Annotated in this window: 1 pseudogene; it reads right to left on the bottom strand. The window is 30.6% G+C overall.

From position 1 onward, the window contains the following. Nucleotides 1-745, bottom strand: a pseudogene (locus E5A76_RS05905) (decarboxylase); the annotation flags it as partial.

Here is a 745-nt window from a genome sequence, read left to right as displayed (position 1 = left end):
ATAAAAGTTTCAAAAATATCATCGACAGTTTCCTGTCTTTTAATTAACTCAACGCTATTCCCAGTTAATTCAATAATAGGTACATTAGGAAGAATGAAAGGAGGCTTAAATACAATTGAATAAGATCCAACATTATTAAAGATCAAAAAATCGCCTTGAAATAAGCGACCAGTATATCCTTTAAATAAATAATCACTTTCAATACATGTAAAACCGGATATATCATACTCATTAACTTTATCGTTAATATATTTACTATGAACATCAAGTGGCATATTAACTGTCGATGACAATAAACCAATATTAAACTTACTACCAGAGGTCATAGCTATATTCGTCCCTCTAATATTTTTAATATCTATAACACGACATACGAACTTCATTGTGTCAGCAACTAAAGCACTACCAGGTTCTAAGAAAAGTATTGGCTGCTCTTCTTTCGGTAAATCAGAATATGCACGTTTGAATTCTGTTGCAATATTATTTGCATACTCTTTGTAATCATGATAAGAACTAAATTGTTTCTTTAATCGTTCGTCCATTTTACCAAAGAAACCACCACCAATATCTATATACTTTGGAGGAGTAGTAAAAAGTGAAGATGCTACTTCAATTATTTTTTTTGCCCTTACAGAGTAAGAGTCAGCGTTTCTATCGGGATAATGGCAATGAATACCTACCAACTTAACATTTTTTATTTCACTGATTTCTTTTAGTTTCTTTAATAGGTCCGGATTATTAATAT

Origin of the sequence: Photobacterium lucens, from assembly GCF_009873615.1 — a bacterium.
Classification (GTDB): domain Bacteria; phylum Pseudomonadota; class Gammaproteobacteria; order Enterobacterales; family Vibrionaceae; genus Photobacterium; species Photobacterium lucens.
This window is presented reverse-complemented; position numbering and strand designations above follow the sequence as displayed.